This window comes from Microbacterium pumilum (assembly GCF_039530225.1).
Taxonomy (GTDB): domain Bacteria; phylum Actinomycetota; class Actinomycetes; order Actinomycetales; family Microbacteriaceae; genus Microbacterium; species Microbacterium pumilum.
Window position 1 is genome coordinate 4284000 of record NZ_BAAAOH010000001.1, and the last position, 23529, is coordinate 4307528.

General features: G+C 69.6%; 21 protein-coding genes. 7 read left to right on the top strand and 14 right to left on the bottom strand.

Annotated features, from left to right (window positions below; all coding sequences use genetic code 11):
* Nucleotides 1-13: 13 nt before the first annotated feature.
* The 3 genes from ABD188_RS19350 to ABD188_RS19360 are packed head-to-tail and all read right to left on the bottom strand — an operon-like array spanning nucleotide 14 to nucleotide 4641.
* Complete coding sequence (locus tag ABD188_RS19350; protein WP_344066287.1) at nucleotides 14-409, bottom strand: nitroreductase family deazaflavin-dependent oxidoreductase; 396 nt, start codon at nucleotides 407-409, stop codon at nucleotides 14-16.
* Between the two features lie 48 nt (nucleotides 410-457).
* On the bottom strand, nucleotides 458-3490 hold the full coding sequence (locus ABD188_RS19355; RefSeq protein WP_344066290.1) for an AAA family ATPase: 3033 nt from the start codon (nucleotides 3488-3490) through the stop codon (nucleotides 458-460).
* A complete protein-coding gene (locus ABD188_RS19360; protein ID WP_344066292.1) occupies nucleotides 3487-4641 on the bottom strand; it encodes an exonuclease SbcCD subunit D in 1155 nt (384 codons plus the stop codon). Before ABD188_RS19360 ends, ABD188_RS19355 begins: the two co-directional genes overlap by 4 nt.
* A 205-nt stretch (nucleotides 4642-4846) precedes the next feature.
* Between ABD188_RS19360 and ABD188_RS19365 the strand changes: the two genes are divergently transcribed.
* The 3 genes from ABD188_RS19365 (at nucleotide 4847) to ABD188_RS19375 (ending at nucleotide 6584) form a co-directional block, all read left to right on the top strand.
* Nucleotides 4847-5596, top strand: coding sequence for an alpha/beta fold hydrolase (locus ABD188_RS19365; RefSeq protein WP_344066294.1), 750 nt, complete (start codon nucleotides 4847-4849; stop codon nucleotides 5594-5596).
* A 100-nt stretch (nucleotides 5597-5696) separates the two neighbouring features.
* Nucleotides 5697-6254, top strand: coding sequence for a hypothetical protein (locus tag ABD188_RS19370; RefSeq protein WP_344066297.1), 558 nt, complete (start codon nucleotides 5697-5699; stop codon nucleotides 6252-6254).
* A gap of 117 nt (nucleotides 6255-6371) precedes the next feature.
* On the top strand, nucleotides 6372-6584 hold the full coding sequence (locus ABD188_RS19375) for a hypothetical protein (RefSeq protein WP_344066300.1): 213 nt from the start codon (nucleotides 6372-6374) through the stop codon (nucleotides 6582-6584).
* 52 nt (nucleotides 6585-6636) lie between these two features.
* On the opposite strand, the gene ABD188_RS19380 is transcribed toward ABD188_RS19375, so the two are convergent.
* The 11 genes from ABD188_RS19380 to ABD188_RS19430 all read right to left on the bottom strand — a co-directional run bounded on the left by ABD188_RS19380 (nucleotide 6637) and on the right by ABD188_RS19430 (nucleotide 19335).
* Nucleotides 6637-6984 carry a hypothetical protein gene (locus tag ABD188_RS19380; protein ID WP_344066303.1) on the bottom strand — a complete coding sequence of 116 codons (348 nt, stop codon included), beginning with the start codon at nucleotides 6982-6984 and terminating at the stop codon, nucleotides 6637-6639.
* Entirely contained in the window at nucleotides 6984-7238 is a 255-nt protein-coding gene (locus ABD188_RS19385) for a hypothetical protein (RefSeq protein WP_344066306.1), read from the bottom strand. Before ABD188_RS19385 ends, ABD188_RS19380 begins: the two co-directional genes overlap by 1 nt.
* A 79-nt stretch (nucleotides 7239-7317) precedes the next feature.
* The gene (locus ABD188_RS19390; RefSeq protein WP_344066309.1) at nucleotides 7318-7740 is read right to left on the bottom strand and encodes a DUF1622 domain-containing protein; all 423 of its coding nucleotides are present in this window, start codon (nucleotides 7738-7740) and stop codon (nucleotides 7318-7320) included.
* Nucleotides 7740-8039 carry a GNAT family N-acetyltransferase gene (locus ABD188_RS19395; RefSeq protein ID WP_344066312.1) on the bottom strand — a complete coding sequence of 100 codons (300 nt, stop codon included), beginning with the start codon at nucleotides 8037-8039 and terminating at the stop codon, nucleotides 7740-7742. The genes ABD188_RS19390 and ABD188_RS19395 overlap by 1 nt, the downstream gene beginning before the upstream one ends.
* 145 nt (nucleotides 8040-8184) lie before the next feature.
* Nucleotides 8185-10515, bottom strand: coding sequence for an alpha-xylosidase (gene yicI, locus ABD188_RS19400; protein ID WP_344066315.1), 2331 nt, complete (start codon nucleotides 10513-10515; stop codon nucleotides 8185-8187).
* Entirely contained in the window at nucleotides 10512-12557 is a 2046-nt protein-coding gene (locus ABD188_RS19405; protein WP_344066318.1) for a beta-galactosidase, read from the bottom strand. The genes yicI and ABD188_RS19405 overlap by 4 nt, the downstream gene beginning before the upstream one ends.
* A gap of 105 nt (nucleotides 12558-12662) precedes the next feature.
* Nucleotides 12663-13817, bottom strand: coding sequence for an ROK family protein (locus ABD188_RS19410; RefSeq protein WP_344066321.1), 1155 nt, complete (start codon nucleotides 13815-13817; stop codon nucleotides 12663-12665).
* Nucleotides 13817-16144, bottom strand: a complete 2328-nt coding sequence (locus ABD188_RS19415) for a glycosyl hydrolase family 95 catalytic domain-containing protein (protein ID WP_344066324.1) — start codon at nucleotides 16142-16144, stop codon at nucleotides 13817-13819. The genes ABD188_RS19410 and ABD188_RS19415 overlap by 1 nt, the downstream gene beginning before the upstream one ends.
* Nucleotides 16145-16152: 8 nt before the next feature.
* Entirely contained in the window at nucleotides 16153-17085 is a 933-nt protein-coding gene (locus ABD188_RS19420; RefSeq protein WP_344066327.1) for a carbohydrate ABC transporter permease, read from the bottom strand.
* Entirely contained in the window at nucleotides 17075-18016 is a 942-nt protein-coding gene (locus ABD188_RS19425) for a carbohydrate ABC transporter permease (protein WP_344066330.1), read from the bottom strand. Before ABD188_RS19425 ends, ABD188_RS19420 begins: the two co-directional genes overlap by 11 nt.
* Before the next feature lie 2 nt (nucleotides 18017-18018).
* Nucleotides 18019-19335 (bottom strand): ABC transporter substrate-binding protein, encoded by a 1317-nt coding sequence (locus ABD188_RS19430; RefSeq protein WP_344066333.1) that lies wholly within the window; start codon nucleotides 19333-19335, stop codon nucleotides 18019-18021.
* 186 nt (nucleotides 19336-19521) lie between these two features.
* Between ABD188_RS19430 and ABD188_RS19435 the strand changes: the two genes are divergently transcribed.
* The 4 genes from ABD188_RS19435 to ABD188_RS19450 all read left to right on the top strand — a co-directional run bounded on the left by ABD188_RS19435 (nucleotide 19522) and on the right by ABD188_RS19450 (nucleotide 23445).
* A complete protein-coding gene (locus ABD188_RS19435) occupies nucleotides 19522-20493 on the top strand; it encodes an acetylxylan esterase (RefSeq protein ID WP_344066336.1) in 972 nt (323 codons plus the stop codon).
* 492 nt (nucleotides 20494-20985) lie between these two features.
* Nucleotides 20986-21747, top strand: coding sequence for a winged helix-turn-helix domain-containing protein (locus tag ABD188_RS19440; protein ID WP_344066339.1), 762 nt, complete (start codon nucleotides 20986-20988; stop codon nucleotides 21745-21747).
* A 147-nt stretch (nucleotides 21748-21894) separates the two neighbouring features.
* Complete coding sequence (locus ABD188_RS19445; RefSeq protein WP_344066342.1) at nucleotides 21895-22902, top strand: DNA-3-methyladenine glycosylase family protein; 1008 nt, start codon at nucleotides 21895-21897, stop codon at nucleotides 22900-22902.
* 126 nt (nucleotides 22903-23028) lie between these two features.
* The gene (locus ABD188_RS19450) at nucleotides 23029-23445 is read left to right on the top strand and encodes a VOC family protein (protein WP_344066345.1); all 417 of its coding nucleotides are present in this window, start codon (nucleotides 23029-23031) and stop codon (nucleotides 23443-23445) included.
* The last annotated feature ends 84 nt before the right edge of the window (nucleotides 23446-23529 follow it).

Here is a 23529-nt window from a genome sequence, read left to right on the forward strand (position 1 = left end):
CATCAACCTCGGGTCAGCTGCGGTGGAGCACGATGGCGGCCGGAAACCGGCGGATCACGTTTCGGAAGAACGGCTTGGCAAGCGCCGCGGCCTCGGCGGCTTCGATCACTCGCGGCGCCGTGGTCTGGTGCTCTCGACCCTTCCACGTCAGGGTGGCGCTACCTGCCGCCACGACGTTCCTCGCCCAGTTCGTGTTCCGCCCCCAGGGCAGCCCGATCAGGATCAGCTCTTGCGACTCCGTCGGAACCACGGCGACCGGGGTCGAGTAGCGTGTGCCGCTCCGACGTCCTCGATGGTGAACGATCGCCCACAGCGGAAACCAGCGTCGCCCGGAGAGCGCCCGTGCGAACGGCGCTGTGCCCTGCACAAGCCATCGCGGCGGTCCGGAGGTCCGATTCGACTCATTCATGGAGCCAAGCATCCGCCATCCGCGGCGTCCGCGCGCGGCTCGCGGCGGTCACGCCGGAACCACCGCCTCTTGCAGGATGACACTTGGCCCGTGGGGCGTCGCCTCGACGAGCAGCTGCGCCGGCAGCTGTTCTTTCATCGCCGCGACATGGCTGATCAGTCCGACGGTGCGTCCACCCTGGCGCAACTCGTCCAACGTGCGCATGGCGAGGTCCAGCGTGTCGTCGTCGAGCGATCCAAACCCCTCATCGATGAACAGCGTGTCGAGCCGCACCCCACCGGCGCGGGCGGTCACGACCTCGGCCAGCCCCAGCGCCAGCGAGAGCGATGCGAGGAACGTCTCGCCGCCCGAGAGCGACTGCGCCGGTCGTGCCTGTCCGGTGTGGGCGTCCATGATCTGCAGGCCGAGGCCCGAGGCCGCGCCGCGAGCCGCGAGCGCGTCGGTGTGCTGCAGCCGGTACCGGCCGCTGGACATGTCTTCGAGGCGCAGGTTCGCCGCTTCGACGATCTCTTCGAGTTCGGCGGCGAGCACGAATGACTCGAGCGTCATGCGATGAGTGTTCGGCGCGCGCCCGGCGACCGTGTTCGCCAACCGCGCGACCACCGCATGATCATCGGCGAGGCCGGCGATGCTCGAGTGGGCTCGCTCGGCGCGTGCGACGAGATCAGCGAGCCGCGTCGCGGTCTCGCGCGCGTTCGCCGCCGCATCGACCGCGGTGCTCCACCGTTCTCGCGCATCCGCATGCCGTGCGGCAGCCGCCTCGACGTCGACGAGCTCGTCCGGCTCGCCGGCGAGTTCGAGTTCGAGATCGCGCAGGCGATCGCGCTCAGCCCGGAGGGCACCCTCATGGTCGCGGATCCGCCGGTCGAGCTCGGCTCGCGCGGGTGCGTCGAGGAGCGCTGCGGTGGCATCCGCCGCTTCCTCGAAATCGGATGCCGCGATCCGCGCATCGCGGTCAGTCATGGCGCGACGGGCGGCTCCGGCCGCACCGGCGAGCGCCGCCAACGCGTCAGCCAGCGACACCGCGAGCGCACGGCGCTCTGTCGCGTCGATCATCCGTGCCTGCACCGACTCGAACCCGCCGCGAGCTTCATCGACCGCGCGGCGGGTCGATTCGACGTCCGACGCGCCCGCCGCCACACGCTCGCGCACGGTGCCGAGTTCCGCCACGAGGCGCTCGCGCTCCGTGAGCGCCTCTGCCTCGATCTGCACGAGTCCCTGGCGCTCGGCGGCCAGGCTGTCGCGGCGCGCCTCCGCATCCATCGCAGCCGAGAACGCGGATTCCGCCTGGGCGTGCACGAACACGAGCACGTCCTCTCGCTCGCCGCCGGCTCGTGCAGCGGCGGCCGCGTATGCCTCGCGGGCGACGCGCGCTTCGCCGGAAGCCGTCGCCTCGACGGCGGCAGCCGCATCGCGTGCGCTCTCGGCAGCGGCGATGTCGCCGTCCGACACGGGCTCGCTGGTCGAGGGCGCTGGAAGCGGGTGCTCGGTGGCACCGCACACCGCGCAGGGCTCGCCGTCGACGAGAGCTGCCGCGAGTTCGCCGGCGTGCCCGGCGAGACGACGCTGCAGCAGCGCCGTGACCGCGGCGCGGGTGCGATCGTGATCGCCGCTCGCCGACAGGTACGCGGCTTCAGCTTTGCGCGCGTGGCCCTCGAGCCGTGATGCCTCGCGCGCCGCCGTGAGCCGCCCTGCCGCCGCTGCCAGCTGGGCCCCGGCAACCTCGCGCGCACCGGCGGCGTCGCGCGCGGCCGCGAGATCGGCATCGAGAGCTTCCAATCGAGCGGGGAAGGCCGCCCGCAGCTCGTCGAGCTCGGCGAGGACTCGCTCGCATTCGACGACACGGGCGCGGTCCTCGGCCAGCACCGCCTCTGCACGTACGAGGTCCCGCTCGCGGAGGGCCGCCGCCCCCCAGACGGCAAGATCGCCCGTGAGCTGCTCGATCATGTCGGCGAGCGCTGCCGCGTCGGGTTCCGGCAGCTCGACGGAGTCGGGGGTGGCAGCCCAGGCGAGGCGAGTGCGGCTGAGGGCGTCATCCGCCGCGGTCGCTTCGGCCGCCGCACGCTCGGCGGCCTCGATCGGCGCCCGCAGCGCCTCGGCTGCGACGGCTCGTGCGAGCACTGCTCGATCGGCATCGATGCGGGATGCCCGAACCTCGAGCGCCGCGAGAGCAGCCCTCGACCGCATGCGCAGCTCTTGCTGTGCGCGCAGCGCTCGCGCAGCGGCATGGAATGCCTCGGCATCCCGATGCGCCGCGTCAGCGGCATCCCGATCGCGCATGCGCGTCTCGACGCGGTACGCGGCCCGTTGCACACCCACCGCCGCGCCGGCGAGTCGCGCCGGAAAGTCCATCGCGCCATTCCGGCCGGCTTCCGATCCTGCCGGCGGTGCACCCTCACCGGCGAGATCGTGCGCCGCGATCAGGCGATCCGACTCGTCGAGGAGCAGCGCGACTCCATCGCCGGCGACGGCGAGGTCGCGCTCGGCATCCTTCCGCCGCTGTTCGAGAGCGGTCTGATAGTCCTCGTACGTGCGGGTGCCGAACAAGCGGCGCAGCAGGCGCTGTCGCTCGTCGTTCTTGGCGTGCAGGAACTCGGCGAAGCGGTTCTGCGCCAGCAGGATGACCTGCAGGAACTGCTGCTGGTTGAGTCCCAGGATCTCGTCCAGATCGCGCGCGACGTCGACGGGCCGGGCGGCACGCCCGATCCACTGCCCGTCGATCAGCTCGTCGAGCTCGGCGCGGTGCGGTTCGGTGGTCATGCCGGTGCCGCGCTGCTTGGGCCGGTCGTATTCGGGCGACCGCGTGACTCGCCACCGGCGGCCACCGGCGGTGAACTCGACCATCACGCTCGTAGGCTCATCCGGAGCGCAGTAGTCGCTTCGCAGTCGCTTCTCCACGCCGTCGTAGCGGGGAACGCCGCCGTAGAGCGCGAAGCACACGCCATCCAGCACGCTCGACTTGCCCGAGCCGGTGCGACCCGAGATCAGGAAGATGCCGTCATCCGCGAACGCGTCGAAGTCGACGACCTGCCGCTCGCGGAACGGCCCGAACCCGGTCAGCTCGAGTCGGTGCAGCCTCACGCCGTGACCTCTGCGAGCGACCGCTCGTCGATCACATCGTGGATGACCGCGGCCTCGCGTTCGGACGCGCCTTCGCCGTCGCGCACATGCGAGAGGAACGCGTCGACCAGCTCGGCATCGGAACGGGCTTGACCCACCCGGCGGGCGTAGGTGAGGCCGTCGGGGCCACGTGCTCCCTCGGGGGTGTGCATCACGGTGGCGCAGAACGGGAATCGTGCCTGCACCCGTCGCATCGGATCGAGCTGCGGGGTGGCATCCGTGTACTGCGCGCACACCCAGGCAACCTCGAGATCCGCATACTGCGGGTCGATGAGCAGCTCTTCCAGCGGACCGCGGATGGTTGCGAGCCGTCTCGGGACGGGCAGGTCGAGCCAGCGGACGGAGGCGAGTCCCCCGGCATCCAGCTCGACCAGCCACGAGCCACGAGGCTTCGACGCCTCTCCGAAGCTGTAGTGCAACGGCGCGCCGGCGTACCGAACGCGATCCGACAGGGTCTGACGCCCGTGGATATGGCCCAGGGCGACGTAGTCGGGACCATCGAATGACGCCAGTGGCACGACATCCAGGCTCCCCTGCCGGATCTCGCGCTCGACGCCCGGTGTGGCATCGACGCCTTGCGCGAAGCAGTGCGCGACGGCGACGGAACGGCCGCCGCGATCGGTGAGGTCGGCGCGGACCAGGCCCATCGCGTGGTCGATGGTCTGCCGCTGCGAGCGGGGCGCGGCATCCGCCCACAGGTGACGGACGAGCGCAGGCTCCAGGAACGGGATCCCGTAGAACTGAACGGGGCCGTGCTCGTCGGCGATCGTGATCGGCCTGCCCACAGTGAGCGGGTCGGTCACGACGTGGATGCCCTCGCGCAGCAGCGAGGACTGGAACCCGAGCCGCGCGGCCGAGTCGTGGTTGCCGCTCGTGACGATGACCCGCGCACCGGCGTCGGACAGGTCTCGCAAGACCCCGGTCAGCAGCGTGTAGCATGCGGATGCCGGCGCCGCCGAGTCGAAGATGTCGCCGGCGACGATGACGACGTCGACCTCGTGCTCGCGAACTTGCGCGACGAGGTCCGAGAGCACACCGCGCAGCGCATCGAGCGTGGCGTGGCCGTGGAACGACCGCCCGATGTGCCAGTCGGAGGTGTGCAGGATGCGCATGCTCACACGGTAAGCGCGACGGCCGACATCGCGTCCGAGGCGGTCGGAGGGTCGCCCGGGTGCGCGGGAAGGAACCCGGCGCGTCATCGTGCGCACGCGAGAGCACCGTTCGTCGGCGATACGAACGCGCTTGTGCGACTACCACAGACGGCACGGGATCGACAGCGGGCCGCCCCATCGGCTCGCGGCCGGTAGCGTCGCAGTGATGTCAGCCATCGAGTCGTCTCCCGTCGCGCCCTTCACGTACGCCGGCGCGACCCTGATGACCCAAGAGCGCGGCCGAGGTGACCGACCGATCGTCCTGATCCACGGCATCGGAATGGGGATGGGCGTCTTCGCCGACCTGATCTCGCAGCTTGGCGAGGCCGCGTGGACGATCGCCCTCGACCTCCCGGGCTACGGCAGCGCTCCAGAACCCGAACGCGTCCTCACGATGGAGCGCACCGCCGATCTCATCGCGGCCTTCCTGCGCGACCGCGGCACCGGCCCCGCGGTGCTCGTCGGCCATTCGATGGGCACGCAGGTCGCCGTGGAAGTCGCTGCGCGGCATCCGCACCTCGTCGACACGTTGGTGCTGGTCGGCCCGACCGTCGATCGACGCGAGCGGAGCGGACGGCAGCAGCTGCTGCGGCTGCTGCAGGATGTGGCGATCGAGAGTCCCAAGGTGATCGTTCGCGGCGCGCGCGAATACCTGCGCGCCGGGCCCCGGCTCGGCCTCAAGATGCATGCGATGATCGTGCACCGACCCGAAGACGTCTATCCGCTCGTCAGTGCCCCGACTCTCGTGCTGCGCGGCGAGGACGACCGCGTCGCGTCACGCGACTGGTGCGCGTTCGTCACGGCGTCCATTCCCGGCGCCCGAGCCGCAGAGGTCCCGGGGCACGGTCACGAGGCCATGATCCGGGATGCCGCACCTGCCGCTCGGGAGATCGAGCGGTTCCTCCGCGGCGAGTGAGGACGGATGCCGCGACGCGTCACCTCGAGACGCCCCAACGCGTTGGCGCATCGCCGCCGAATCTGACCCCGGCGCGCCACGCCGGGAAGTATCGTGGAATATGGCGACCTCACCCGGAACCGCACCACGATCGACGGTCTTGACTCTCGTGGGCGCCGAGAGCGATTCGCTGCTCTCGGGCCTGAGCGATGTGCCGGCGCTCGTCACCCTCTCGCTCCGCGAGACGGAACCCGCCCTCGCGGCACGGCGACTCACCGCGGTTTCGAGTCCCTACGTCATCCACGACGCCGATCCCCTCGAGCACGTGGCCGCGGCCTGGGTGGAGCTCTTCGAGGAGCGTTCCACGCTCGGCGCTCTCGAGGTCGAGGTCGAGAATCTGCTCGAACTCTTCGAGGCCGGCGCCGCGGTGATGCCGGACTATTACCTCGTCGCCGGGCCGGAGACGATCGAGGGCACGTGGCGGCACTGGTGGCTCGGCGCGCTCGCCCAGCGCGCGCCATCCCGAGTGCTGCCTGTCGAGGCATCCGGCGCCGCGCTGCGCGCCCGGCTTCGAGCCCTTCCGGCCTCGCGGCCGTGGCCCGATCTCGCGTGGCTCCGGCAGGTGCAGTTCGAGATCCCGGACCGTGTGGGCCTGCGCGATCAGCCTGGCGCTGCCTGACGCCGCGTCGTGGGATGGAGAACAGCCGCGTGCCGGAGGATTCCTGCCATGTCCGGCGGAACCTGCAATGTCGGAGCCCCTGCGTACGTTCGAACCATCGGAACCTACGGAGGAATCATGCTCTCTACCGTCTACGCCGCCGAAGCGCAGTTCCGTCATGAGACCAGGCAGCGCGTCCGCGAGTTCGCGATCCTCGAGTCGATCCGGAACCGCAAAGAGGCACTCGCCGCACCTATGACCCTGCGCGCCGCCGCTCGCCAGCCGGTCACGTGGCCGCGCCCGATAGGCGTGAAACTCAACGTGTCCAGCGGGACCGCGGTCTGCGTCTGACCGCCGCACATCGCCGTCTGACGTCGCCGGCCGGGCGCGCGACCGCGGGGCCTCAGGGACCCTGTTCGCCGGTGGACACCCGCTGGGCGAGCTGATCGACGGTGTCGTCGGTGAGGTCGATGCCCGACTGCTCCAACCGCTGGCGAAGCACTTCGGTGATGCGCTCGACCGACTCGGTGCCGACATCCACGCGCGTCTGCGCGACGATCCCGTCGACCTTGTCGTCCGTCGACGCGTTGTTCTGCGACATGGCGGGGATGGTCTGCTCATCCTCGGTGCCGAGACCGCCGGGCGTGCGCTGCGCTTCGCCGGCAGACAGCGTGTCACGGCCCGCATCCTGACCGTGGTGATCGGGATCGGTGACGCCCGCCTGCTCGAACTCGTTGCCTGTCGTGCTCATCACGGCTCCTCGCCTCGGTCGGCATCGGTGATCATGTCGGGATCGGCGCCGCGGCGCGCGGCCTCTCCGGATACCGGGTCATCCGGCTGCAGCGCCGCGTCGGTCAGCAGCTGCTGGGCGTCGGTGGATGAGGCGACCGCGGGCTCGGCGGCATCCGCATTCCGCTCGCTCGTCTCTTCATCGCCGACCTCGTCCCACCCGCCTGCGAGGTTCGCGTCGATGATGTCGTCGGGCTGTTTGGGTTCGGTCGACATGGTCGGCCCCTTCCGTCTTCTTCCAGGGTCTGTCAGAAGAGGAGATCCGCACAGGGCTTGACGAACCCGGATACCGGGACTAGGTGCCCGGCTTCGTCGCGGCGGCAGCCGCCCGATCCCTGCCGACCGCCTCGCCCACGAGCTGGCCGCCGCTTGTCAGGAGCGCGCGCCGCCACGGCAGCGTGCCTTCGATCTCGATCTGGATCGACATCGACAGGATCGTCCGGATCAGCACGATCAGCCCGAGGATCGCGGCGTCTTCGAGTGACGGCTTCGAAGTGATGGTCCGGATGAGGTCGGCCGCCACGAGCACCTCGAGCCCGAGCAGGATCGCTGCGCCGAGAGTCGTGCGAAGGACGGTGAACGCCGCGGAGCCGCCCTCGCCCCGCCGGAGGGAGCGCAGGCCGAGCCACAGCGCGATGAGGAATCCGACGATCATGGCGATCGCACCGACGGCCTCGAAGCCGACCGCGATCGCCGTGAAGATCTCCTCGGCGTGCATCAGGCGGAGCGCCGGCCCTCGAGGATGCCGCGACGACCCGGATGCGCGGCGAACCAGTCCGCCACGTACCAGCACACCGGCACGACCGTGCGGCCGCCGCTGCGCTCGAGCTGCGCCACGGCACGGTCGACGAGGTCACCCGCGTAGCCGTTGCCGCGGAACGGCGGCACCGTGTACGCGCGGGTCATGGCGACCGTGCGACCGTCGTCGCGATAGTCGAGCACGCTCACCAGTTCGTCGCCGCGATGGAGCGTGTAGCGCGAAGCGTCGGGTTCATGTGTGAAGTGAAGCTCAGTCACCCCGACAGGGTACGCCCGCCAGGGGATGGTGGCGCCGGCGCCCCGCCGAGCCTCCTCATCCGCGCAGCACGCCCATGCCGGCGAGTTCCCCGAACCACAGGCCCACATCGCCCGGCATCCCGGGAGTCCGCTCTTCCCGCCGCGCTCATGATCCGACCTCCGCCCGACCGTCCGCGGCAGCGACCGCGGCACCCGAACCCCACGCCAGCGACCACCCTGCATCCACGTCCGAACGCGCCGACGCCGACGCGGCACTCCGATCGACCGCGAACACGGTCGAGACCCCGTCCGGGGTCGTCACCGCAACCTCACGTGCGCCCTGGCCGCCGGGGAACACCCGCATCTCCAGCCCGTCGAGATAGTTGTAGTCCGGCCGATCGGTGCGCGCTCCCCAGGGAAGCACCGCGCCTGGACGCACGTACAGCGGAAGGCTGTCGTATCCGTGTGTCTCGCGGCGCCAGCCACCGCCGGTCACGATCTCACCGGTCAGCAGGCTGGTCCACTCCCCGGCCGGCAGGTAGAACTCGACTTCGCCGGTCGCCGAGAGCACCGGAGCGACCAGGATGTCCGACCCCAGCATGTACTGGCGGTCCAGGTGCAGCACAGCAGGGTCGTCGGCGAACTCGAGCAGCATCGGCCGCAGCAGCGGCACGCCGGTGGCCGCCGCATCCATTCCCGCTTGGAAGAGGTAGGGCATCAGACGCATCTTCAAGTGGGTGAAGCGGCGGGTCACCTCCACGGCCTCGTCGTCGAATGCCCACGGCACCCGGTACGAGTTGGAGCCGTGGAAGCGGCTGTGGCTCGAGAGCAGACCGAACGCCGTCCATCGTTTGAAGACTCCGGCATCCGGAGTTCCCTCGAACCCGCCGATGTCGTGGCTCCAGTGGGCGAAGCCGCTGTAGGCGAGCGAGAGCCCGCCGCGCAGCGTCTCGGCCATGGACGCGAATGTCGATGTCGAATCCCCGCCCCAATGGACGGGCATCGTCTGGCCGCCCGTCGTGGCCGATCGCGCGAAGAGCACGGCGTCGCCCTCGCCCCGCGCCTCGACGAGCACGGCGTGCACGGCCTCGTTGTACAGCTGCGTGTAGAGGTTGTGCATGCGCTGCGGGTCGCTGCCGTCCGCCCACACCACGTCGACCGGGATGCGCTCGCCGAAGTCGGTCTTGAAGCAGTCGACACCCTGCTTCGCGAGCGCTCGCAGCTTCGACTTGTACCACTCGGTCGCGGCGGGATCGGTGAAGTCGACCAGGCCCATCCCCGCCTGCCAGAGGTCCCACTGCCAGATCGATCCGTCCGCTCGGGTGACGAGGAATCCCTGCTCAGCGGCCTCGGCGAACAGGGCCGCACGCTGTGCGATGTAGGGGTTGATCCACACCGATACGCGAACGTCCTTCTCGTGCAGGCGGGCAAGCATCGCGTCCGGGTCGGGGAAGACACGCGGATCCCATTCGAAGTCGCACCAGTTGAACTCGCGCATCCAGAAGCAGTCGAAGTGGAACACCGACAACGGGATGTCGCGCGCAGCCATCTCGTCGATGAACGAGGTCACCGTCGCCTCGTCGTAATCCGTCGTGAACGAGGTCGACAGCCACAGCCCGTAGGACCACGCCGGCACGACCGGCGGCCGGCCGGTGAGCGCGGTGTAGCGCGCGAGCACGTCTTTCGGCGTCGGACCGTCGATCACGAAGTACTCGAGCACCTCGCCCGGCACCGAGAACTGCACACGCTCGACGGACTCCGAGCCGATCTCGAATGAGACATGCCCGGGGTCGTTCACGAGCACCCCGTACCCGCGGTTCGTGAGGTAGAACGGCACGCTCTTGTAGGCCTGCTCGCTCGACGTGCCGCCATCGGCGTTCCACACCTCAACGCTCTGACCGTTCTTGACCACGGGTCCGAACCGCTCGCCGAGACCGTAGACGAGCTCGCCCACGCCCAGTCCGAGCTGCTCGTGGACGAAGACGCGCTCTCGCGGAGCCGGCGACCCGCCCCGGGCGTTGTCGACGATGCCGGTGTCGACATCCGCATCGTCGTCGAGGCGCACGTAGCCCGCTGCCCGCGAGCCACTCGATGTCAGCAGCCGCCCGTCGCGCTCGAACGCGAGCGACCACGGCGCACCCTGCGTGACCCGCGCGGTGAGCCCGCCGGTGGTGATGGTGCCACCATCGCCGGTGACGCCGACCGTGCCCGCGCCGCCGGGGACGACGCCCGGGAGGGCGAACCCGCCGTGCCAGGCGCCGCCGATGTGATGCGCGACCCGCACCCTCACGACGCCTTCGAGAGGCGACGACAGCGTGACGGTGAGCACCGGCCGGTTGAGGGTGTCGCCGCGTTTGGCGATGCCGGATGTCGGCGCTGTGATGACGAGTCCGGGTCCGTCAGGAGTGGCATCCGTCTGCCAGATGTCATAGGCCTCGTGCGCGTAGAGCGCGCTGACGCCCGGTCGGAGCTGCCAGAACCCATCGGTGAACTTCATCGCATCTCCTCCATGACCACCCGGACTCCTCCGGCCGGAACAGCCCAGTCACCGGTCGAGTGCTCGCCGCTCAACAGGTCGACGCCGGGGGCGCGCAGCATCCGGGGTTCGCCGTCGTGGTTGATGGCGAACAGGAATGAGCCGGCATCGCCGACGCGGCGGGTTACCTCCAACCCAGGCTCGCACTCTGCGACAGGGACGACGCCGGCGTCTTGCACGAACTCGTCGAGCAGGGCGGCGAGCGCGTCATCGTCGAGGCGGGTCGCGAGGTAGGTCGCGGATCCGGCGCCGACCGCGCGGCGCGTCACCGCCGGGAGACCCGAGAGGTCGCCGTCGGCGAAGCGCCGCACCACCGTGCTGTCGCCCGCGACGACCCTTTCCGCCCAGAGTGACGCCGCGGTGCCGTTGTCGAGCGCGACCCGCTCACCCTCGAGGAGCGGGAAGAACTCGTCCACCCGCGCGCCCAGCAGATCGCGGAATGCGGCGGGGTGGCCGCCCGGCCGCACCCGGTTGTGCTCGTCGGCGATGCCGGAGAAGTAGCTCACCAGCGCCTGGCCCCCACCATCCACGAAGTCGCTGACGGCGTCAGCCGTCTCGTCCGTGACGAGGTACAGCGTCGGGATGATCAGGGCGCGGTAATCCGCGAGGGACTGCCCAGGAGACAGGATGTCGACGGCGATGCCCCGACGGGTGAGCGCGTCATGCACGGCACGAGGCAGATCGAGCACGTCGAGCAGTTCGGACGGTTTTCGCCCGGCGCGGAGCGCGGTCGCCGAGTCGTGATCGAACAGCAGCGCGATCTGCGCGCGCTCAACCGTCGTCCCCCGCACCGGGGCGAGCGCGCGGAGCATCTCGCCGAGTCGCACGACATCGCGGTAGACCTCGCTGTCGGGCCCGGCGTGAGGCACCATCGCCGAGTGGAACTGCTCGGCCCCGGCGATCGACTGCCGCCACTGGAAGAACATCGCGCCGTCGGCACCGCGAGCGATGTGCGCGATCGTGTTGCGGTGCATCTCACCGGCGGATTTGGCGCGATTGACCCGCTGCCAGCTCACCGCGGCGGTCGAATGCTCCATCAGCAGCCAGGGTCGCCCCTCTGCCATGCCTCGGAGGCGGTCGGCGCTGAAGGACAGGTCCACGTGGCGTCGCGGATCGGCGGCGATCGTGTAGTGGTCGTTGGCCACGATGTCGACCTCGCGGGCCCAGACACCGTAGTCCGCCGCTCCCGGATCCGTCATCACCATGAAGTTCGTCGTGACCGGGATGCCCGGAGTCACCTCGCGGAGCACCTCCCGCTCGGCGAGATAGTGGCCGAGCAGCGCATCGGAGGTGAAGCGGGCGAAATCCAGCAGCAGCCCGGGGTTGTGTCCGGTGCGCGCCGCACGCGGCGGCTGGAGCTGGGCGAAATCGCTGTACGTCTGCCCCCACACGGCGGTGACCCATGCGGAGTTCAGCGCCTCCAGCGTGCCGTACCGCTGCCGCAGCCACTCCTGCCACGCCCCCGCGGTCTCGTCGCTGAAGCACGACGCGTTCTCATTGCCGATCTCGTTGCTGACGTGCCAGAGGCGGAGCGCGGGATGACGGCCGTACCGCTCCGCGATCGCCCGGACCATTCGCAGCGCATACCGGCGGAAAGTCGCGGAGCTGGGCGACCAGGCGAGTCGTCCACCGCGTGCCGTGCGGACGCCGTCGGCTCCGACCGTCGCGATCTCAGGGTGGGCGTCGAGCAGCCACATCGGCGGCGCCGCGGTGGGCGTCGCGAGGTTGACCCCGATCCCGCCCTCATGCAGGAGGTCGAGCACCCGATCGAGCCAGCCCCACTCGAAGACGCCGTCGGCGACTTCGAGCAGCCCCCACGAGAAGATGCCGAGGCTCACCGTGTTGACGCCCGCGCGGCGCATGAGCTCGACATCCTCGCGCCACACCTCTTCGGGCCACTGCTCGGGGTTGTAATCACCCCCGAAGACCAGTCCGTCGGCGAGCCACGGATACTCGGTCGGCTGCGGGTGGTCGGACGCATGCGAGAGGAATACGGCATCCATGCCGTCATGGTCCGTCACTGGTCACCGCTTTCTGTCCGGATGGTGGTCCCGATGGGCTCGAGATGCTCGATGCGCCGGGGGCGGAAGGAGTCGGTGACGCGAGTGTCATGCGAGCAGTTCGCGCATCACCGCGACGGCGGCACCCCGAGCGTAGAGGTCGAAGTGGAAGGGGGGCCGATCGATCAGGATGCTCCCGGCGTCGCCCTGCTCGAGGAACTCGGCCAATCCGGTGCGGAACTGCTCGGGCGCCAGATCCAGCATGTCGACGCCCTCGCCCATGATCGCGACCATGTCGGGGTCGTACGCGTTGACGGCGTCTGCCACGGCGGCACCCAGCGCCCGTGCGGCCGACTCGAACGCACCGAGCGCGACGGCCTCGCCGCCTCGTGCCCGATCGAGTGCGAGCGCGTACTCCCCTGCCTCGACGCCGGCGCCCTGCTCGATCGCCGGCATCGTGACGAAGCTGTGGATGCAGTCGCGGTGGCCGTTCTCGCAGCGGCGGCCTCGGCCCCCGATGCGTGAGTGCCCGATACGGCCGGCGCGGCCGTGAGCTCCGAGGTGCAGCTCCTCGGCGATGACCACACCGCATCCGATGCCCGCACCGACGCCGTAGACGACGAGCGAGCGGTGCCGCTCTTCTCCCCCGAACCAGTGCTGAGCTCCGGTCAGGGCATGGACGTCGTTGACGAGGGTCGCCGGGATGCCCGATGCGTCCGCGACGAGCCGGGCGAGCGGCACCTCATCCCAGCCGAGGAAGTTGGAGTGCTGCAGGATGGGCCCCCGATCGGCGGAGCGGACGTCTCCGGCCGCCGCGATGCCGACACCGGTCAGCGCGCCGAGCTGATCCTCGAGTCGCGCGATCTCGTGGGCGATCAGGGCGACGACGTCTTCGACCTTCCTGCTGGGGAGGGCGACCGCCGTTTCAGCCACGATCGTCGCGGAGAGGTCGGTGACCACCAGGTAGAGCTGGTCGGCGGTGAGCTTGACGCCCGCGAAGCGAGCGGCATCCTGCCTCAGATACAGCGCCTCTGCGGGGCGCCCGCGCGTGCCGCTCAGCTGCATCTCTCCTTCGATCACGAACCCGGCATCCAGGAGCTGGCGGGTGACCCGCGTGAGGCTGGTGCGTGACAGGCCGAGCCTCTCGGCGATCCGCACCCGCGACTGGCCGCCGTGCAGGATGAGCTCGAGCAGCACCCGGCGCTCGGTGTCGGGAAGACCCTGGATTCCCGTATCCACGGCGAACGGGATCGAGATCGCCACTAGCTCACCACCTCGGCCGACTGACGGAAGTCCACGCTCCGCAGCACGAGTTCGCCGTCGGCCGGAAGCTCCCGCACCAGCTCGACACCCGCGTAGCGCACCCGCAGCGAGTCTCCTTCACCGCCGGCGAGGGCGCGAAGTCGCACCTCGACGAGCGAGCCGTCGCCCCAGCTGAGGTCGACTTCGACGCCCGGCCGCGCCACCAGACCGCGCACCCGGCCGTCGGCCAGCGCAGGCGGGAGCGCCGGCAGCAGCTCGATGCCGTCGTGGCTCTGCACCAGCATCTCGGCGATGAGCGCGGGGAACCCGAGGTTCGCGTCGATCTGGAACGGCGGGTGCGCGGCAAAGAGATTCGCGTACAGCCCGCCCGCGAACGGGCCCTCGAGCCGATCCGCGCGGCGGAAGAGCAGATTCATCACGTCCGCGGCTCGATCCCCGCGCCCGAGACGGGCCCACAGGATCGCCTTCCACACGACCGACCAGCCCGACGACTCGTCGCCGCGGCGCGTGAGGGTCACCCCGGCGGCATCGCGTGCAGCGGGCGACCACACCGTCGTCCCCGGGTAGAGCCCGACGAGGTGGCTCACGTGGCGGTGGTGCGGATCCTCGCCCACGCGGTCCCGGGACCATTCGCGGATCGACCCGTCTGCCGCTATCGCCGGCTCTGCGGGCAGCCGTTCGACGAGTGAGCGGGCTGCGTCGACCACCTCGTCCGACGTGACGCCGAGACGCGCGCCGACGACGACCGCGGCCGCGCACGCCGCGCGCACCAGGGTCAGGTCCATCGCGGTGGTGGAGTCGACCGCAGCGATGCCGGCATCCGTTCGATACGCATTCTCGGGGGATGTCGCGGGCGACGTGACCCAGCGGCCGTCCGGGTCCTCGCGGGTCCAGGCCAGCGCGAACTCCGCCGCACCGCGCACCGCGGGCCAGAGCTCCGCCAGCCGCTCGGCCGAGATCGCGCCGTACGCCACGGCGTCGGAGATGTGCGTCACGAGCCACAGCGAAGCAAGGGGCCATGCCGTCCATCGCGCATCGCCGTGCCCCGCGCCGACCGGATTGGTCAGCAGCCACGCATCCGAGTTGTGGTGCGCGGCCCAGCCGGGGGCGTCGTAGAGACGGCGCGCGGTCGGCGTTCCGGCGACGGCGAGCGCGCTCACGAAGTCCAGCAGCGGCTCGCCGCACTCGGGCAGGCCCGTCGAGTAGGCCGACCAGTAGTTCATCTGCGTGTTGATGTTGATGGTGTAGTTCGAGCTCCACGGCGGGCGCATCTCGTCGTTCCAGATGCCCTGCAGCGTGGCGGGCAGCGAGCCGGGGCGGGAGGATGCCGCGAGCAGGTAGCGACCGTAATCGAACAGCAGCGCCACCAGCGCAGGGTCCGCAGCCACGGCACCGCCGGAATGCGTCTCGGCGCGGGCGAGGCGCTCGTCGAGCGAGAGCTCACCACCGTCGTCGGCGATCGGCGCTTTCCCGAGGTCGAGCTCCACACCGCCGAGCAGGCCGGTGTGGTCGGCGACATGTGCGGCACGGACAACGGTCCACCCGTCCTGCAGCGCACGGTCGACACGAGCGCGAGCGCGCCCGGCGGCAGTCTCCGCGGTCCCTTCGAGAGGGCGGCCGAGTCCGGCGAAGGTCGTCTCGGTCGCCACGACGACCAGCGTGGCGTCGCCCTCGCGCGCGATGCCGACGACCAGGGCTCCCTCGATCGAGCTGCCCGCGTCATCCGACCACACCGCCGCGGGGCTCTCGGGTTCGTGCCCGGGCGCGACGTCGGAGGGCAGACGGATGAGCACGCCCGCCTCATCCGGTCCGTTCCACGATCGGAGCACGTGGTGCGGCGAGCTCAGTTCGACGCGGATGTCGCCGGCCCCCTGAATGCGATGAGCGAAGACGCCGTGCACGGCCGACGTGAACGACTCCTCACGCAATGTGCCGGCCACCAGTTCGTGGATCCCGGTGCCGAGGTCGAGCATCCTGCGGTAGTCGCCGTCCGTTTCGGCCGCGCGGCCCAGCGCCACGGTCGCGAACGGAAGGTACGCCTGCGACCAGGGCACTTGCAGCGGACGCAGCGCCGCCTCGGCCGCGACGGGATCGTCCGCGTCGATCGCGGCGCGCGCGAGGGCGAGCTGGTGAGCGGCGTCCGCAGCGCCGATCGCACCGCCGCCGAGCTCACTGCGGGGCGAGCCCGACCACGCCGTGTCGTCGTTGAGACGCATGAGGGTGACCGACGGATCACCGTCGAGCATCGCTCCGAGCGAGCCGTTGCCGAGCGGCAGGCAGTCGAGCCACGATCGCGCGGGCGCGCGGAAGGCGATCTGGGATGTCATGACGTGACTCAGCCTCGGACGCTTCCCGCGGTGAGCCCTGAGCGCCAGAAGCGCTGCAGCGACACGAACACGATCGCGACGGGAATGATCGACACCAGCGAGCCGACGACGGTGAGGATCTGAAGACCGGGGATCGTGATGGATGCCTGGCTCCAGCCGGTGAGGCCGACGGTGAGCGGCATGAGCTCCTGGTCGTTCAGCACGAGCAGAGGCAGGATGTAGCTGTTCCAGCTGCCGAGGAATGCGAACAGCAGCACGGTCACAAGGCCCGTGCCCATGAGTCGCAGACCGATCGATCCGAAGATCCGCAGCTCTCCAGCGCCGTCCAGCCGCGCAGCCTCGACCAGTTCGAGCGGCACAGCGGACTGTGCGTAGATGAAGCTGAGCAGCACGCCGAACGGGTAGACCAGGGCCGGCAGCAGCAGTCCCGCGTACGTGTTGTTGAGACCGAGACCCACCAGCAGCACGTAGGTCGGCTGGGCGATGACCGTGCCCGGCACCAGGAGGCTCGCGAGGATGACCGCGATGAGCGCGTTCCGGCCGCGGAAGCGGTAGATCGCCAGCGCGTACCCCGTCAGCGCACAGACGAGCGTCGTGAAGGCCGAGCCGATCACCGAGTAGATGATCGAGTTCAGGCCCCAGCGCCAGAAGATGCCGTCGTCATAGGTGCTGAGCGCCACCAGGTTCTCGATGAAGTGAGGGTCCGCGAAGGCGAACCCCGGGGTCGAGAACAGGTCTCCGGTCGACTTCGTCGACGCGACGACGAGCCACAGCACGGGGATGAGGAAGTACGCCGCCGCGATGACCATGACGATCGTGACCACGACCATCCAGCCCCGGCTCACCCGGTCGCCGTTGACGAAGGACGTGCGCTTGCGCGCCCTGGGCGGCACCGTCGCAACGGATGCCTCGACATCGAGGAGGATCGTGTCAGATGCCATCAGATGCTCGCTTCGTGGTGCGCTTGTTCGCTGCCAGCAGCCCTAGCGACACGACGAGTGTCGCGACGCCCAGGATCACGGCCATCGCGGACGCGAGGTTCGGATCCTTGCCGAGGGTCGATGTCGCGTAGATCGCCATGTTCGGCGTGAAGTCGCTGGAGATGTTGGAGGTGATGCTCTGCAGCACCTGCGGCTCATTGAACAGCTGCAGGGTTCCGATGACCGACGAGAGCGTGGTCAGCAGGATGGCTGGTCCGATCATCGGCAGCTTGATCTGGAGCGCGGTCCGCAGTTCGCCGGCGCCGTCGATCCGCGCCGCCTCGTACATCTCGCGGGGCACGCCCTGCAGGGCGGCGAACAGGATGATCATGTTGATTCCGATCAGCGACCAGAGGTTGATGTTCGCGATCGCGCCGAGCACGGTCCCCGGGGCGAGGAGGTCGAGGTCGATCCCCAGTCCGCTGAAGAACTGCAGGATCGGGCTGACCGAGGGCTGGTAGAGGAATCCCCACAGCAGTGCGGCGATGACGCCGGGCACCGCATACGGCAGGAAGATCGCGAACTGGAAGAACCGGGGCGCCTTGACGAGCGCCGTGTCGAACAGCAGCGCGAGTCCGGCCGAGATCACCATCATCAGCGGCACCTGGATGAGACCGTAGATGACGACGCGCGGGAATCCGATGAGGAAGTCGACGTCGGTCAGCGCCCGCACGAAGTTGTCGAAGCCGACGAACTCGAGCGACGACCCCCCGAACCCGAGCCCGCTGGACTGACGCGAGTACAGGCTGTTCACGATCGCCACCACGATGGGGGCGACCAGGAATACCAGGAACAGGATGGCGAACGGCGCGACGAACGCGTAGGGCACCCAGGGTGCCCCGGCGCCGGTGAACCGGCGCCGGGATACCCGAGTGGTGGCTGCGGCGGTCATCGTCACTCCGAGACGGTGAGACCGCGCGCCTCGAGGTCGGCGATCCCCGCCGCCTGTGCGACATCCAGCGCCCCGAGGAACGTCTGGTCGCCGTTGATCACCTTGGCGAATTCGTCGAGCAGCGCGCTCTGGATCGCGCTGTAGTTCGGGCCTTCGACCCACGTGGCCGGGGTGTGCTCGGCGGCGTCGATGAAGACCTCGTTGATCGGCTGGCCGCCGTAGAACTCCTGGTCTTCGACGAGGGCGGGGGACGCCAGTCCGTTCGTTGTCGAGGGGAACAGACCACCGACCGTGATGAGCGCCTCCTGCGTGTCGTCCGAGCCGTTCAGCCAGCTCGCGAACTCCGCGGCCGCCTCAGGCGCCTTCGAGTTCTTGAGCACGACGACCGCGGCTCCACCCGAGTCGCCCGAGTTGTCGGAGCCCTCGTTCGTGGGGAGCGGCGCGACCGCCCACTTGCCCGACAGGTCGGCGGCGTTCTCGGCGAGGATCGACGGGAACCAGGCCGCGTACGAGATCGTCGCGATGCTGCCGTTGTTGACGAGCGCCCAGTACTCGGGCGTCCACATCTGCTCGGTGGTCACAAGCCCCTCATCCAGCAGCGTCTGCCACCGCTCGGCGACCAGCTGGCTGCCGGCGTCGTTGACGCCGAGGGTCCATGCGTCGTCCTTGATGCCGTACCAGCTGCTTTCGGCCTGCTGGATCTCCTGCGCCCACTGGCCGATCTCGCTGGGCGAGAGGTTCGCGATGTAGGCATCGGGGTTGGCAGCCTTCAGCGCACGAGCAGCGTCGAGATATTCATCCCATGTCTTGGGAACCTCGATGCCGTACTGCTCGAACAGATCCGTGCGGTACATCATCCCTGCCGGGCCGATGCCCTGCGGGACCCCGAACACGTGGCCGTCGAACGACACCGATGCCCATGATGCGGGCGTGTAGTTCGACTCGTCGTCCGACACGTACTCGGTGATGTCGACGACCCGCTCGGCGATCACATAGTCGGGAAGCGCGTGGGTGCTGAGCTGTACCAGGTCGGGTCCGGCGCCGGCATCGACGGCCGCTTCGACCTTCTGGCCGTCATCCCCAGTCATCCGATGAAAGGAGACCTGCGTGTCGGGATTCTCGTCATTCCATTGGTCGACCAGGTCTTCAAGGCCCGGAACCCAGCCCCAGAACTCCACCTCGGTGGGCTCAGAGCCGGTGGAGTCGCCCGACTCGCCCGAGTTGGAGCAGGCTGCGAGCGCTCCCATCGCGACAATGCCGACGAGGGCGGCGGCGGCTGCGCGCATCACCGGTGTGCGGATGAGCTTCTTTGCGGTCATCAGGGGTGTCCTTTCACAGACGGCTTTGTCGATTCCCCCAGGCCGACGGTTCGGCGGCGGGATTCGGCCGAGAATGACGAGGACGTACGGTGAAGATCTCGGCTCTCCTGTATTTTGTGCCTCACCGAAACAAAAAGTCAAGCCCTAAGCTCGTAAACATCCGATCATTCAATGAGGTTGCGGAAAATGGCTCTCTCTCACACCGACCTTGCACTCGACGATCTGCGTCGCTACAACCCCGACCTCGCGGCCCCGGCGGACCTCGACGACTTCTGGTCGGCGACGCTCCAGCAGGCGAGATCGGCGGCCGCCGCGCCGACGCTCACGCCCATCGACGGCCCGTTCGTCGCGGTGCGCATCGAAGACCTCACCTTCACGGGGTTCGCCGGTGATCCCATCCGGGCATGGGTGACCCGTCCGAACGATGATGCGCCGCATCCCACGGTCATCGAGTACGTCGGCTACAACGGCGGCCGCGGACTGCCCGGCGAGAAGCTCGCATGGGCGGCAGCCGGGTTCGTGCACATCCTCATGGACACCCGGGGGCAGGGCAGCGGCTGGGGCAACGGCGGCGACACCCCCGATCCGCACGGGTCGGGGCCGTCGACCGCGGGATTCATGACGCGGGGCATCAGCGATCCCGAGACCTACTACTACCGCCGGGTGTTCACGGATGCCGCGCTGCTCGTCGACGTCGCGGCATCCTTCCCCTTCGTCGATGCCTCACGCATCGTCGTCACCGGAGGCAGCCAGGGTGGCGGGATCGCCCTGGCCGCCGCGGCGCTCGCCGACGGGGTGCGAGCGGTGATGCCCGACGTGCCGTTCCTGTGCGATTTCCCTCGATCGATCACCAAGACGCCCGAGCCGCCGTTCACCGAGATCACCCGCTACCTCTCGGTGCACCGCGACAAGGCAGCGGACGTGCTGCACACGCTCTCGTACTTCGACGCAGCCATCCTGGCGCGACGCATCGAGGCGCCGGCGTTTTTCTCGGTCGCGCTGATGGACGAGATCGTGCTGCCGTCTACTGTTTTCGCGGCCTACAACGCGGTGCCCGCGGCCGACAAGGCGATCGAGGTCTACGCCTTCAACGGTCACGAGGGCGGTGCATTCCGCCACTGGCACCGCCAGGTCGAGTGGCTGAGCGACCGCCTCTGACGCCTGCCCTTCACCGTTTACGGACGCGACACGCCGCCGCGCTCGACGCTCGCACGGCGTGTCGCGTCCGTAAACGTGAAGGGGGTGGCGGGCGGGTCGGGGCGCGGTTGAGCAATGTGTCATGTTTCGCCACGCCGGATGGGCCGCGGCCGTGCGATTTGACTCATCGCGACGCTGTCCGTCATAATCGGCCTCATGAATGACAACGCGCGCTCTCTGTCCGCCTGGGAGGCGAACGGGACTGCCGGCATGATGATGGCCGGCCGTGTTGCTCAATGTTGTCGAATGTGCCACTAGCACGGTGACCCCCGCCGGACTCGTGCGCCGCTTCTGAACGCGGTTCGCATCGAGTCCCCCGAAGCACCGGTCCGTGCGTCGATCACGCACATCCGGATGCCTCGCACCCCGCCCTTCCCGGGCAAGACAGCAGCACACCCGAACCCTTTCCGGGCCGTTCACAGGCCGGGGTTCATTCCTTCAAGGATCATCATCATGTCGAACACCGCCATCCTCGACCGCCCCTCCTCCACCAGTCCGGTTCGCCACCTCCGCGCCGTGACCGAACCCGTCGGCACGATCGACGCTCCGGACGCCCCTCAGCCGGCGGCCACGCAGGACGCGCCCCCGGCAGAGCGCCACCTGCCGGCCGGCACCGCACCCCGCGGCTTCGCCCTCTACGTCGGAATCGACGAGGCGAAGGCCGCGGCATCCGGAGTCAATCTCGGCGTCCTCGTCGACGCACTCCGCCGCACGCTCGCCGAGCTCGCTCCTGACGCCGAGACCTACGCGACGGTCGCCCTCGCGCCGGTCGGATCAGGCGGCCGCGACGTCGACGTCGTGCGCCTGGCGCTCCACGAGCCGTCGGCCATCGCCCGCACCAAGCAGGACGAGCCCGAAGACGAAGACCGTGCCGCCGGCGGCGTCGTGGTCGACATCTCGCGCAAGCGCGTGCTCATCGACGGCGACTCGGCCGCCTTCACGTTCAAGGAGTTCGAACTGCTGCAGTACCTCGTCCTCCGCGAGGGCCGCACGATCGAGCGCACCGAGCTCGTCAACTCCCTGTGGCACGGCGCCACCGAAGAGGAGTCCCCGGGCGAGCGCACCATCGACGTGCACGTTCGTCGCCTTCGCGCGAAGCTCGGCCGTTACGAAGACATCGTGCGGACCGTTCGCGGAGTCGGTTACCGGTTCGACCGGCACGCCGACGTCGTCATCCGCTACGGCCACGGGACCCCTTCGCCCGACCGCTTCTGATCGTTCGGCCCTCCGGGACGGCCCACCGCCCACCACCCACCGCTCGGCGTCCTGCGGCTCGCCCGTCACAGCCCCGGGCGCGACCCACGAGTGTGACGGGCGAGCCGCACGAGGCGGATGTCGGAACCAGGCGCGTAGGGTGAGCGCATGACGACCTCGCTCTCGCGCATCCGGCGGATGCCGACCGCCGAGGCAGAGGTGGCATCGGGCGTCCGCGACCCGCGACCCGACCATGGTCGGCCGATCGAGACCGAGTACCGGCCGCGGCACCCGCTCGACCTCGGCCGTACGCTGCTCTACCAGCGCCGCGGCGCAGGCGACCCCACCATGACCACGTCGGGCACCGTGATCTGGCGCGCCAGCCGCACGCCCGATGGCATCGCAACCCTCGCGGTGCGCGAGACGCCCGGAGTCATCCGCGGTGCGGCCTGGGGCCCTGGTGCGGAGTGGGCGCTCGAACAGCTGCCGGCCCTGTGCGGAGCGCTCGATGACACGGTCGCGGAATTCGACGGTTCGCCGCATCCGATCATCGCCGAAGCGCACCGCCGCAATCCCGGTCTGCGGCTCAGTCGCACGGACCTCGTGTTCGACGCCCTCGCGAGCTCGATCTTCGAGCAGAAGGTCACCGGCATGCAGGCATTCGGCGCATGGCGGCGCATCGTCACCTGGTTCGGCGAGCGCGCGCCAGGACCGACGCCCCGGCCGATGTTCGCTCCGCCATCGATCGAAGGCTGGCGGCACGTTCCGTCGTGGGCGTGGCACCGCGCGGGCCTCGAACCGCCGCAGGCGCGCACTGTCGTTGAATCCGCGCGACGCGGCGCAGCGATCGCGCATGCCGTCGCCGCTGCGGCGGACGGACCGGGGCGCGACCGGATCCTCACGAGTCTGCACGGGGTGGGCGTCTGGACGGCCGCCGAGACCCGCATCCGCGCACTCGGCGACGCCGATGCGGTGAGCGTGGGCGACTACCACCTCGCCCATGAGGTCGGCTACGCCCTCACCGGCCGGCGCACCGACGATGACGGGATGCTGCGACTGCTCGCCCCGTGGGCGGGTCAGCGGCAGCGGGTCATACGGCTCATCGGACTCAGCAACGCCCCTCGCGAACCTAGGCGCGGGCCCCGTCTGCACCCCGAGGATCATCGAGAGCGCTGACGCGGTACGAGCGTTCGACGCTCATCACGGACAGATCTTGCGGATGTCGGGGGCCCGCGCGACACTGGACGCGCCACGCGGCCGGACGCGGCATCCTACCTTCGAATCCGATTGCAGGAGCGCGATATGCCCAGCCTCAACCCCTATCTCTCTTTCAAAAGCGATGCCCGGGACGCCATGGAGTTCTACCGGGGCGTGTTCGGCGGCGAGCTGGTGATCAGCACGTTCGGCGAGTATCCGGGCATGGTCCAGGATGCGGCAGAGCAGAACCTGGTGATGCACGCACAGCTCGAGACGCCCGACGGCTTCGTGCTCATGGGCGCCGACACACCGAATCACATGGAGTATGTGGCTCCCGCAGGCATTTCCGTATCGGTCAGCGGTGACGATGAGGCGTCGTTGCAGGGCTACTGGGACAAGCTCGGGGAAGGCGGTACCGTCACGATGCCCTTCGACACCCCGCCTTGGGGCGGCAAGTTCGGCATGCTGACCGACCGCTTCGGCATCGATTGGATGCTCGCGGTCAACGCGCAACAGGGCTGACGCCGCCTCGCCCGGCGCGCGGTCTGCGGCGCCGATGCTTCACAGGTGCGCCCGGCTCTCGTCGCGCACCGCAGGACGACGGAT

Bases quoted from the DNA above. Each gene is read 5' to 3' on its own strand.
- ABD188_RS19360 (WP_344066292.1), bottom strand. From the start codon at position 4,641: ATGCGCATCCTGCACACCTCCGACTGGCACATCGGGCGGTCGTTCCAC.
- ABD188_RS19445 (WP_344066342.1), top strand. From the start codon at position 21,895: ATGACGACCTCGCTCTCGCGCATCCGGCGGATGCCGACCGCCGAGGCA.
- ABD188_RS19350 (WP_344066287.1), bottom strand. From the start codon at position 409: ATGAATGAGTCGAATCGGACCTCCGGACCGCCGCGATGGCTTGTGCAG.
- ABD188_RS19430 (WP_344066333.1), bottom strand. From the start codon at position 19,335: ATGACCGCAAAGAAGCTCATCCGCACACCGGTGATGCGCGCAGCCGCC.
- ABD188_RS19425 (WP_344066330.1), bottom strand. From the start codon at position 18,016: ATGACCGCCGCAGCCACCACTCGGGTATCCCGGCGCCGGTTCACCGGC.
- ABD188_RS19450 (WP_344066345.1), top strand. From the start codon at position 23,029: ATGCCCAGCCTCAACCCCTATCTCTCTTTCAAAAGCGATGCCCGGGAC.
- ABD188_RS19375 (WP_344066300.1), top strand. From the start codon at position 6,372: ATGCTCTCTACCGTCTACGCCGCCGAAGCGCAGTTCCGTCATGAGACC.
- ABD188_RS19370 (WP_344066297.1), top strand. From the start codon at position 5,697: ATGGCGACCTCACCCGGAACCGCACCACGATCGACGGTCTTGACTCTC.
- ABD188_RS19405 (WP_344066318.1), bottom strand. From the start codon at position 12,557: ATGGATGCCGTATTCCTCTCGCATGCGTCCGACCACCCGCAGCCGACC.
- yicI (WP_344066315.1), bottom strand. From the start codon at position 10,515: ATGAAGTTCACCGATGGGTTCTGGCAGCTCCGACCGGGCGTCAGCGCG.
- ABD188_RS19435 (WP_344066336.1), top strand. From the start codon at position 19,522: ATGGCTCTCTCTCACACCGACCTTGCACTCGACGATCTGCGTCGCTAC.
- ABD188_RS19415 (WP_344066324.1), bottom strand. From the start codon at position 16,144: ATGACATCCCAGATCGCCTTCCGCGCGCCCGCGCGATCGTGGCTCGAC.
- ABD188_RS19380 (WP_344066303.1), bottom strand. From the start codon at position 6,984: ATGAGCACGACAGGCAACGAGTTCGAGCAGGCGGGCGTCACCGATCCC.
- ABD188_RS19390 (WP_344066309.1), bottom strand. From the start codon at position 7,740: ATGCACGCCGAGGAGATCTTCACGGCGATCGCGGTCGGCTTCGAGGCC.
- ABD188_RS19420 (WP_344066327.1), bottom strand. From the start codon at position 17,085: ATGGCATCTGACACGATCCTCCTCGATGTCGAGGCATCCGTTGCGACG.
- ABD188_RS19385 (WP_344066306.1), bottom strand. From the start codon at position 7,238: ATGTCGACCGAACCCAAACAGCCCGACGACATCATCGACGCGAACCTC.
- ABD188_RS19365 (WP_344066294.1), top strand. From the start codon at position 4,847: ATGTCAGCCATCGAGTCGTCTCCCGTCGCGCCCTTCACGTACGCCGGC.
- ABD188_RS19440 (WP_344066339.1), top strand. From the start codon at position 20,986: ATGTCGAACACCGCCATCCTCGACCGCCCCTCCTCCACCAGTCCGGTT.